Genomic DNA, 10,699 nt, shown 5'->3' with positions numbered 1-10,699 from the left:
GGGGTGGGTGGGGTGGGCGAGGTGGTGGTCTCGGACCGCGAGTGCCTGGACGTCGACGACCCCGGCGACCTGCGGCGGGCCGCCGCGGTGGTGGCGCACCGACCGGAGGGCGGGGTCGCCGGGGCCGACGTAGGGTCCCCAGGGTGCGCGCCGTGATCGTCGATCCCCCCGGTTCCCTCCGCCTCACCGAGCTGCCCGACCCGGTCGCCGGGCCCGGTGAGGTCGTCGTGCGGGTGGCGGCGGCGGGGGTCAACCGCGCCGACGTCATGCAGCGGCAGGGGAAGTACCCCTCTCCTCCCGGTGCCCCCGAGCACCCGGGGCTGGAGGTGTCGGGGTGGATCGAGCAGCTCGGGCCGGACGTGACGGGCTGGCAGGTGGGCGACGCGGTGTGCGCGCTGCTGGCCGGCGGCGGGTACGGCGAGCGGGTCGCGGTGCCCGTGGGTCAGGTGCTGCCCGTGCCGCAGGGCGTGGCCGTGGAGGACGCCGCCGCGCTGCCGGAGGTGGCGTGCACGGTGTGGAGCAACGTGTTCACCCTCGCCGGGCTCCGGCCCGGGGAACTCCTCCTCGTGCACGGCGGGTCCAGCGGCATCGGGACGATGGCGGTCCAGCTCGCCCACCAGGTCGGGGCGCGGGTGGCCGTGACCGCCGGGTCGGACGAGAAGCTGGCCCGCTGCGCCGAGCTGGGCGCCGACCTGCTCGTGAACTACCGCACGGAGGACTTCGTCGAGCGCGTCCGCGCGTTCGAGCCGGCCGGCGCCGACGTCGTCCTGGACGTCGTGGGGGCGCCCTACCTGGGCCGCAACCTCGACGTGCTGGCCACCGGCGGGCGGCTCGTCGTCATCGCCACCCAGGGCGGGACGCGGGCCGAGCTGGACCTCGGCCTCCTCATGCGCCGGCGGATCTCGGTGCACGGCACGACGTTGCGGGCCCGCCCGGCGCAGGAGAAGGCCGCCGTCGTGGCCAGCGTGCGCGACCACGTGTGGCCGCTGGTCGACGACGGCGGGGTGCGGCCGGTCGTCTTCGACCGGTTCCCGCTGGCCGAGGCGGCGCGGGCGCACGAGGTGCTGGAGGGTTCCTCGCACGTGGGCAAACTGGTCCTGACGACCGGGGCGCAGGCCCCGGCGTGAGCTCGGCCGAGGAGTTCTGCCGGCAGTTCCCCCCGCACGTCCTGCGCGACTACGCCCTCGTCGCCGACGGGGCCCGCGGGGCCGTGGTCGGGCCGGCGGGGGACATCGCGTGGATGTGCGCCCCGCACTGGCACGACGACGCCGTGTTCGCGGCCCTGCTGGGGGGCCGGGGCGGGTTCTCGGTGACGCCGTCGCACCCGTTCACGTGGGGCGGGTGCTACGAGCCGGGCACGCTCGTCTTCCGCCACCACTGGACGTCGCGGGGGGACGGCACGATCGACTGCCGCGACGCGATGGCCATGCCCAGCGACCCCGACTGCGCGGTCCTGCTGCGCGAGATCCGCGCCGTCGAGGGCGACGGGGAGGTCGACGTCGTGTTCGACCTGCGCGCGCAGTTCGGCACCCGGGCCCTGCGGTCGTTGCGGCGCGACGACGCCGGGCGCTGGACAGGCCGGACCGGGGACCTGCACGTGCGGTTGTCCGGGCTGGGCGAGGCCGCCGTCGACGACGGGGTGCTGCGCGCGCACCTGCGGGTGCCGGCCGGTGAACGGCACCACCTCGTCCTGGAGGTGGGCACCCGGCTGCGGCCCGAACCACCGGACCCGGAGCACACCTGGACCTCGACCGTGCACACCTGGCGCTCGGCCGTCCCCGAGGTGCGCGACAGCGTCGCCCCGACCGAGGCGGCGCACTCGGTGGCGGTGATCCGCGGGCTGACGTCCGACGACGGTGGCATGGTGGCGGCGGCCACGATGTCGCTGCCCGAGCACGCGGACAAGGGCCGCAGCTACGACTACCGCTACGCGTGGATCCGCGACCAGTGCTACGCCGGGCTGGCCCTGGCCGACTGCGGCGGGGCCGAGGACCTGTTCGAGACGCTCGTGGGTTTCGTGGTCCGGCGGGTCCTGGCCGACGGCCCCGACCTCGTCCCGGCCTACACGGTGCTCGGTGAGCCCGTCCCCGACGAACGCTCCACGGGGCTGCCCGGGTACCCCGGCGGCTGGGACATCGCCGGCAACCACGTCCGCGGGCAGTTCCAGCTCGACGCGTTCGGGGAGGTCCTGCAACTGCTGGCCGCGGCTGCGCGCCTGGACGTCCTGGGCAACGACGGCCGCCGTGCCGTGGAGGTCGCGGTCTCGGCGATCGAGAAGCGCTGGGAGGAACCGGACGCGGGGATCTGGGAGATCGAGGACGACTGGTGGGCGCACTCGCGGCTGGAGTGCGTGGCGGGGCTGAAGGAGATCGCGCGGTTCTCCGCCCCCGGGGAGGCGGCGCGCTACGCCGCGCTGGCCGACACGGTCCTGGCCCGCACGTCGCGGGACTGCCTGCACCCCACCGAGGGTCGCTGGCAGCGCAGCCCCCGTCAGCCGGGGGTCGACGCGGCCCTGCTGCGCCCGGCGCTCTACGGGGCGGTGCCCACCGACGACCCGCGCACCCGCGCCACCCTGGCCGCGGTGCGCCGGGACCTGGTGGAGGACCACCACGTCTACCGCTACTCCCCCGACTCGATGCCGCTGGGCACGACGGAGGGGGCGTTCCTGCTCTGCGGGTTCCTCGTGGCCCAGGCGCTGCACGTCGAGGGGCAGGAGGTGGAGGCGTTCCGGTTCTTCGAGCGCAACCGCGCCGCCTGCGGCCCGGCGGCCCTGCTCAGCGAGGAGTGGGACGTGCGGCAGCGGCAGTTGCGCGGCAACCTGCCCCAGGCGTTCGTGCACGCCGCCCTGCTGTCGACGTCGGTGCGCCTGGCGCGCTGACCGGTACGGGTCCGGGGCCGGAGAGCAGGGCCGGGGGCGCCGGGCCGGGAGGGCGGGAGCGTTCCCCGCCGGCCCGGCCCGGCCGCCCTCAGCGGGGCCGGTGCCCGCGGTCCGGCGACCGCACCGACCAGCACAGGTCCGGGCCGGGTCCGGCCACGTCCAGGCGCACCAGCCCGCACAGGCCCCGCCGGTTCTCGAAGCCGTGGGGCAGGTCGGTGACGCGCTCCACCTCGGCCTGCACGCTGACCCGCACCTGCTCGTCGCCGTGGACGAGCAGGACGCCGTCGTCGGTGACCTCCACCGACGTCGTCGTGCCGGTACCGGGGTCGCGCAGGTAGGGGATGAGCAGGGTGCGCCAGCCCGTCCACCCGGCCAGCGTCTCGCTCACCTCGATCCCGTCCGGCCCGACCTGCACCGACCACGCGTGGTGCCGGCCGGTGACGTCGGGGCCACCGCGGTGGTCCGGCCCGCGCCGGCCCGGCCCGCCGTCCGCGGCGGGGGCGAGCAGTTCGGTCTCGAACCCCAGACCGGACTCGGCCAGGGTGCGCAGCGGGACCTGCAGCCGCCGGGGCGTCGCGCACAGCGCGGTCAGGGGCGCGGCCCCCGGCTCCTGACGCACCGCCAGGCCCGGCACCAGCAGCGGACCGCCGGCGAGGTGGCGCACGGCGCTGGCGAACGGCAGCCGGTGCCCGGCGCCGAAGGTCAGGTCGTTCAGCCCGCTCGCGTCGTAGGTGTCGTCGGCGACGGCCTGGACGGCCACCGACACCCGGCCGCGGTGGGCCGCGCCGCGGTGGGTGGGCGCCCCCTCGGCCAGGGCCGTGGCCGGCCGGTCGTCCAGCTCCGCCGCCGAGGGGGGTTCGTCCTGACCGAACCCGGCCCGCACCGCGCTCGCCAGGAAGGCCAGGGCCAGCGGGGAGTAGTGCCCGTCGGCGGTGTAGGTCTCGTACCCCACCCGCGACTGCGGCGGGAGCACGTTCTGCACCGGGGAGAACACCCCGCCGGGGCGTTGCCACCGCGCCAGGGAGGTGTAGGCGCGCCAGGCCGCGAGCCGGGCGGCCTCCAGGTCCGCCGCCGAGCCCAGTCCCAGCGCGCGGTGCGCGGTGAACAAGGCCACCTGCGCGCCCAGCACCCACGTCTGCCCGGCGCTGCGGAACCCCGAGGCCAGCGACCCGTCCGACACCTGCATCGCCAGGCTCCGGCGCAGGCCGGAGACCAGGAACTCCTCCAGCCGGGCGCGGTTGCGCCCGGACCAGCCGTCGGACAGCAGGTCCAGGAGGTGCACGCGCGTGAACAGGTCGTAGGCGTTGGGCAGACCGGGCTCGGTGTACATGCCCAGGTCGGTGTCGAACCCGGTGGGACCGCCGGCGAAGAACACGTCGAGCCAGTCGTCGAACTGCTCGGCCGTGGTGGGCGACAGGCCCGCGCGCATGCGCAGCCACTCCCCGCTCATCCACACCGCCGCCCAGTTCGACGGCGGCAGCGCCCGGAACGCCCCCGGCACGTCCACGCCGGCCAGCCGCTGCTCGCGCTCGCGGTCCTGCGGGTCGTCCGGGTCCCGCAGGGCCAGGTGGGTCCGCAGCAGCGGCGGCCAGGTGAAGTCGCGGTGGTTGAGCCGGTGCAGCACGCTGCCCGTCACCCGGTCCACGATCGAGGCGTGCGGGGCGGCGTCGGGGTCGGCCGTGTGCCGCAGCGCCGCGTCGAACGCGCGGTGGGCGTCCTCGCGGTGGACCGGGTCCGCGCCCGCGCGGTCGGCCAGCACGGCGCAGCACCAGGCGTGGTAGGCGGTGCCGTACTGGGTGGGCTCCCCGACGACGGGGTCGTGCAGGGTGCCGTCCTGCTGGAGGTGCGGCGACCAGGCGGTCACTGCGGCCTCCAGCAGGTCCAGCGGCGGGATCAGGTCGCTCACGAGCTGGTGGCCCCTGCTTCCTGCATGGCGTCCTGGTACTGGGTGCGCATCGCGTCGCCGGCCGCGTTGCGCCACGTCGAGATGACGTTCTCCAGGTTCGAGAACGGCTGGCGTTCCTGGACGATGGCGTAGACGCCGTCGAGGAACGCCAGGTCCGCGGCGGCGTTGAGGCTGGCCGCGGCCTCGGAGTAGAAGCCGACCACGGGGTTGGGGATCCCGACGGGGATCTCCAGCGACTGGTAGTCGTGCTGCGCCTCGGCGTCCTGCGGGCGGCCCGGGACGTAGATGTTGTAGGGGCTGTCGGCCAGGTAGCGGATGGGCAGCACCGTGTTCGTGGTGCCGGTGGGCGTCAGCACCGGGTTGCCCTCGGCGTCGCGCGCGTGGTCCACGCCCTCCTCCCCGTAGAGGCGGTACAGGTACTCCTCGGTGCCGAACGGCGCGGCCAGCCAGTTGGCCACCCGCAGGGCCAGCTTGATCTTCTCCGGGTCGTCCTGCTTCGACAGGGCGTTGAAGGAGTAGTACCCCGGGCCCAGGGCCCAGTCGGCCAGCCCGCTGCCGTCGCGCTTGTTGACCGGCATCAGCCCGAGCTCGAAGCCCGGGTTGTCGGCGTTGTCCAGCACGTACTGGATGTACCCGGGGTACCCGTCGGCGGCGTTGATCGCCACCGTCCCGGCGTTGAACAGCTGCTTGAACGGGTTGGCGTCGTTGAAGCTGTCGGGGTGCATGACCCCGGACTTCCACATCGCGATGAGGTCGGTGACCGTCTGGGCGAACTGCTCGGTCTCGTACATGTGGGTGAGCTTGCCGCCCTCCTCGGCCCACACGTTCGGCTCACCGTTCATGCGGCCCAGGAGTTGGCGCGGCTGGTTGACCAGGGCGAACGCCCAGCGCCGCTGCCCGGGGTCGGTCAGCGCCTTGGTGGTCTCGACGAACTCCTCGTAGCTCTGGGGCGAGGTGGAGACCCCGGCCGCCTCGAACAGGTCGGCCCGGATGAAGTGGTAGGTGCCGATGGCGCCACGGGGGATGGGGATCCCGTAGATGCCCCCGTTGTGGGCCGTGGGCGCCCAGCTGCGGGTGGGGATGTTGGCCAGGTTCGGGTAGTCGTTGATCGCGTCACCCGACAGGTGCTCGCTGAGGTCGGTGAACCGCGCCCGCAGCAGCTGCGGCAGGTTCGGGACCGGCGCGTTCGGGATCTGGACCATGTCGGGCAGGTTGTTGCCCGCGACGGTGGTGGGGAACGTCTGCGTGTAGTCGGCGGCGCTGACCATCTGCAGCTGCAGGTCGACCCCCAGCCGCTCGTTGAGGCCGGCCCAGTAGCTGTTGCTGCCCGGCCCCGGGGGGACGGCGTAGTAGATGTTGGCCATCCCGGTCAGCGTCTCGCCGTTGCCCGGCTTCTCGGTGACCGACACCGGGTTGTCGCTGGGGAAGTTGAAGAACGCCGGGTCGACGCCCTCCTCGGTGCCGGGGAGGTCCGGCGTCAACCCGGTGTAGGGCGTGTAGGACGGCATCTCGGCCGAGCCCCCCGCCGATCCGTCCGCACTGCCCCCGCTCTCACCGCCGGAGCAGCCCGCGAGTCCGAGCAGGGCTGCGGAACCCCCTGCTCCGGCGATCAGGCTGCGTCGGCTGAAGGCGCTGTTCGACATGGATCCTCCTCGACCCGATGGGTGTCCGGGCTGTGTGTTCCGGTGGGTGGGTGGTGCGACGGCGACCGGCTCGGCCGCTCGGTCGGCCGGTCGGGGCGGACGATCAGCCCTTGACGGCGCCGATCATGACGCCCTTGGCGAAGTGGCGCTGGATGAAGGGGTAGACGAGCAGGATCGGCACGACGGCGATCACGAGGATGGCCATCTGCAGCGGGAGCTGCGGCGGCAGGACCTCCCCGGCGGCCTGCTCGCCGCCGATGGTCGTCTGGTTGACGACGTAGGTCCGCAGCACCAGGGCCATGGGCCACTTGTCCGAGGACTGGATGTACAGCAGGGCGTTGAAGAAGGCGTTCCAGTACGCCACGGCGTAGAAGAGGCCGATGACGGCGAGGACCGCCTTGGACAGCGGCAGCACGATCCGGAACAGCGTGGTGGCGGCGCCGACCCCGTCGATGGCGGCGGACTCGAAGAGCTCCTTGGGCAGTTCCTGGAAGAACGCCCGCATGACGATCACGTTGAAGGCGTTGACCAGCACCGGCAGGATCAGCGACCACAGCGAGTCCAGGAGGCTGAGCTCCTTGACCACCAGGTAGCTGGGGATCAGGCCGGGGGCGAAGAGGATCGCGCCCAGGACGAGCATCAGCATCGGCTTGGCCCCGAGGGCGCCGGGACGGGAGAGCCAGTAGGCCAGGCCGGCGGTGGCCGCCAGCGAGAGCAGGGTCCCCACCACGGTGATGCCGATGGAGATGGCGACGGCGCGGGTGACCACGCCCCCGGACAGCACGGCGGTGTAGGCGTCGACGTTCGCCCCGCTGCCGGGCCACATGACCATCCCGCCGCCGGAGGCGTTGATGGTGGACTGGTCGGCCAGCGACGTGGCGATCACCGACCAGAAGGGGATGATGACCAGCAGGACGGCGATGCCCAGGAAGAGGAACTTCACCGCCTGCACGACCGGGGACGGTTTCTCCATCCACGGCGGCCGGTTGCCGTCCTTGCGGAACGAGGGGATCGTGTCGTCCCCGATGGTCGGGGACTGCGTGGTGCTCACTTCTCGTACACCCCTCTCTCGCCGAAGGCGTGGGCCAGCTTGTTGGCGCCGATCACGAGCAGGACTCCGACGAGCCCCTTGATGAGACCGGCGGCGGCCGAGGTGCCCCAGGCGCCGCCGAGGATCCCGTTGTTGTAGACCCAGGTGTCGAGGACCTCACTGGCCTGCAGGCCGACCGGGCCCTGCTGCAGGACGATCTGCTCGAAACCGACCGACAGGCTGCTGCCCAGGCGCAGGATGAGCAGCAGGATGATGAGGCCCCGCAGGGCCGGCAGCGTGATGTGCCACATCCGGCGCCACGAACCCGCGCCGTCCACGGCCGCCGCCTCGTACTGCTCCTGGTCGACCCGCGAGATCGCGGCCAGGAAGATGATGGTGCCCCAGCCGGCGTCCTTCCAGATCACCTGGCTGGTGAGCAGGGCCTTGAAGAGCTCGGGGACCCCGATGATCTGGACGATGGGCAGGTCGTTCTGCACGAGGAAGGTGTTGAGCATCCCCGCGTTGCCCAGCATCTGCTGGAACAGGGCGACCACGATGACCCACGACAGGAAGTGCGGCAGGTAGAGGATCGACTGCAGGGTCCGCTTCAGCCGTTCCCCCGCCAGGCTGTTGAGCACCAGGGCCAGCACCAGCGGCACGGGGAAGACGAGCACGGTCTGGATGAGCGTCAGGACGACCGTGTTCCACAGGGCGTTGAGGAAGTCGGGGTTGCCGTCCCACAGGAACGAGAAGTTGGAGAACCCCACCCAGGGGGACTCCGAGATGCTCAGGTACGGCTGGTAGTCCTTGAACGCGATGACGTTGCCCAGCAACGGGAGGTACTGGAACACGATGAGCGCGATGCCGCCGGGCAGCCCCAGGGCGACCAGGAGCAGCTTGTCGCGCGAGAGGGGACGCCGGGGCCGGCGGGGCGTGGAGCCGCCGCGTCGCGCCGTGGTGCCGCGGGACGCCGTGACGGCAGGTTTCGCCGCCTCGGGGGAGTTCGTTCCTGCTGGTTGAGTTCTCACCGTTGAGCTCCTGCCGCGTCAACTGGGGGAGGCCGGGATCGACCGGACTGTGGGGACGAGCACCGTGGCTGCCGACGTTGGTTGCCTCGCAACAGAAAGGGTAAGCGTTTACCCGTTCTTGGAAGGGCCAAACCTAGCACGCTGACCGGGTGCGGGAAAGGCTTTCGATCGATCGATCAGGACTGTTCGCCCGGCTCCTCGCCGGGGGGTCCGAGCACCCTGAGCGCCCACTCGTGGGAGATCCGGTGCGACTCGCGGACCGACCCGACGCTGGGGTGGTCGACCTCGATCGTGTAATCGCCGTCGTAGTCGGCCGGCAGGGCGGCGAGCACCGCCTCGAGGTCGAGGACACCGCGGCCCGGTTCGGCCCACAACCGCCCGCTGGTGGAGACGGTGCGGTAGTCCCCGCCCGTCCCGCGCGCCGCGTCCAGGTGGTCGGGGTGGACGTCCTTGAGGTGGATCCCCCCGATCCGGTCGCCGTAGCGCCGGACGAGGGCGACCGGGTCGGCGCCCGCCCAGCGCAGGTGACCGGTGTCGGGGCCGAACCCGAGGAGTTCGGGACCCAGCGCGTCGAGCAGCGTGGTGATCTCCTCCTCGGTCTCGAAGACCCCGCCGACGTGGGAGTGGTGCAGCGGGTGGATCCCCTCGGAGATCAGCACCTCGCACACCCGGCCCGCGTTCTCCACGGCCCGTTCCAGGCGCCCGGCGTCGAAGTCGGCCCCGACCGCCGGAGCGGCCAGGCGCGCCGGGACGGCCATGGACGACAGCATCGTGCGGTCCAGGCCGAGTTCGGCCTGGACCGCGGCGAAACGCCGCGCCTCCTCCAGCACCCCGGCCATGTCCACGGTCTCGTCCAGCGGGTTGCTGAACAGACCCACCGACGGGCTCAGGCCGAACCCCTCGATCCAGCGCGCGTACTCGTCGGCCCCCATGCCCTCGGGGACGTCGGCCTTGACCGCGGTGAAACCGATGTCCCGCAGGTCGGCGAAGGCCACCTCGAACACCTCCCGCGTCTTGCCGGCCCCGGCCCAGTAGGGGATGGGGTTGGCGGCGATCCGGCCCGGGCGGGCGGCCGGGCTCACGCGCTGCGCTCCAGGGCGGCGCGCAGCACCGGGTGGGCGAAGGGCAGCCCGGCGGCGAACCGCTCCACCTCCCCGGCGGCGCAAGCGGTCAGGCGGCGCAGCTCGTTGCCCAGCGACCCCGCGACGTGCGGGGTGAGCAGGACGTTCGGGCAGTCCCACAACGCGTGGCCGGCGGGCAGGGGTTCGGGATCGGTGACGTCCAGCACCGCGTGCAGGCGCCCCGCGCGCAGTTCCACCACGAGCGCCTCGTTGTCGACCACGGCGCCGCGGGCGGTGTTGATGAGCGTCGCCCCGTCCGGCAGGCGGGCCAGCAGGTCGGCGCTCACCAGACCGCGCGTCTCCGGCAGCAGGGGGGTGTGCACGCTCAGGACGTCGCTGCGCTCGAACAACTCCGGCAGGCCCACCGGTTCGGCCCCCAGCGCGCGGATCGCGGCGTCGGGGACGTAGGGGTCGTGCACGAGCACGCGCAGGTCGTGCGGGCGCAGCAGTTCGACCACGCGGCGCCCCACCAGCGAGGCGGACAGGATGCCCACGGTGCGCCCGAAGTTCCCGGTCGCCTCGTCCAGGACCACCGCACCGGCAGCGGCGTCGGTGAACGTGTCGCGGCTGCTGGCCCGGCGGTAGTTCTCCGCCGAGGCCAGCACCTGCTTGCCGGCCAGCAGCACCGTGGCCAGCGTGTACTCGGCGACGGGCACGGCGTTCGCCGCCGCCGCCGAGGACACCGCGATGTCCCGGCCCCAGACCGCGGGGGTGACGTGGTGGCGGACCGTCCCGGCGGTGTGCACGACCGCGCGCAGCCGCGGTGCGCCGGCGACGGCCGCGGCGCTCAGGGCGGGGCACCCCCACCCGGTGACCAGCACGTCGATCTCGGCCAGCGTCCTGCGGGCCGGGACGGAGTCGAACTCCTCCAGCACGCCCGGGACGACGTCGGCGACGGCGGCCAGCCGGTGCAGGAACTCGTCGGTGACGACCCGGTCGTGGGCGGCGCGGCTCATGGCCAGGGCCAGGCAGGGCCGCTTCACGCGGGGCTCGCCGTGGTGGCAGCGGGGTCGTGCGAGGGGGTCATGCGGGCTCCGCAGGAGGTCTGGCGGCTCACCCTCGAGCCGTCGGTCCCGTCACCCTGCCGTCCGCT

General features: G+C 73.3%; 8 protein-coding genes. 2 read left to right on the top strand and 6 right to left on the bottom strand.

Features of this window, described 5'->3' with window-relative positions; translation table 11 throughout:
* Nucleotides 1–143: 143 nt before the first annotated feature.
* On the top strand, nt 144–1,127 hold the full coding sequence (locus AB2L27_RS19130) for an NAD(P)H-quinone oxidoreductase (protein WP_370443084.1): 984 nt from the start codon (nt 144–146) through the stop codon (nt 1,125–1,127).
* Entirely contained in the window at nt 1,124–2,878 is a 1,755-nt protein-coding gene (locus AB2L27_RS19125; RefSeq protein ID WP_370443083.1) for a glycoside hydrolase family 15 protein, read from the top strand. The genes AB2L27_RS19130 and AB2L27_RS19125 overlap by 4 nt, the downstream gene beginning before the upstream one ends.
* 88 nt (nt 2,879–2,966) lie before the next feature.
* Here AB2L27_RS19125 and AB2L27_RS19120 read toward each other — a convergent pair whose 3' ends face one another.
* The 6 genes from AB2L27_RS19120 to AB2L27_RS19095 form a co-directional block, all read right to left on the bottom strand.
* The gene (locus AB2L27_RS19120) at nt 2,967–4,784 is read right to left on the bottom strand and encodes a hypothetical protein (protein WP_370443082.1); all 1,818 of its coding nucleotides are present in this window, start codon (nt 4,782–4,784) and stop codon (nt 2,967–2,969) included.
* Entirely contained in the window at nt 4,781–6,427 is a 1,647-nt protein-coding gene (locus AB2L27_RS19115; protein ID WP_370443081.1) for an extracellular solute-binding protein, read from the bottom strand. Before AB2L27_RS19115 ends, AB2L27_RS19120 begins: the two co-directional genes overlap by 4 nt.
* A 103-nt stretch (nt 6,428–6,530) precedes the next feature.
* Nucleotides 6,531–7,478 carry a carbohydrate ABC transporter permease gene (locus AB2L27_RS19110; protein WP_370443080.1) on the bottom strand — a complete coding sequence of 316 codons (948 nt, stop codon included), beginning with the start codon at nt 7,476–7,478 and terminating at the stop codon, nt 6,531–6,533.
* Nucleotides 7,475–8,485: an ABC transporter permease gene (locus AB2L27_RS19105; RefSeq protein ID WP_370443079.1), complete on the bottom strand. Its 1,011-nt coding sequence runs from the start codon at nt 8,483–8,485 to the stop codon at nt 7,475–7,477. Before AB2L27_RS19105 ends, AB2L27_RS19110 begins: the two co-directional genes overlap by 4 nt.
* A 176-nt stretch (nt 8,486–8,661) precedes the next feature.
* Nucleotides 8,662–9,567 carry a sugar phosphate isomerase/epimerase family protein gene (locus AB2L27_RS19100; RefSeq protein WP_370443078.1) on the bottom strand — a complete coding sequence of 302 codons (906 nt, stop codon included), beginning with the start codon at nt 9,565–9,567 and terminating at the stop codon, nt 8,662–8,664.
* Nucleotides 9,564–10,562, bottom strand: a complete 999-nt coding sequence (locus AB2L27_RS19095) for a hydroxyacid dehydrogenase (protein ID WP_370443086.1) — start codon at nt 10,560–10,562, stop codon at nt 9,564–9,566. Before AB2L27_RS19095 ends, AB2L27_RS19100 begins: the two co-directional genes overlap by 4 nt.
* Nucleotides 10,563–10,699: the final 137 nt, after the last annotated feature.

Origin of the sequence: Kineococcus halophytocola, from assembly GCF_041276425.1 — a bacterium.
Classification (GTDB): Bacteria; Actinomycetota; Actinomycetes; order Actinomycetales; family Kineococcaceae; genus Kineococcus; species Kineococcus halophytocola.
The sequence above is the reverse complement of the archived record's forward strand: the minus strand, read 5'-3'. Positions and strand labels throughout refer to the sequence as shown.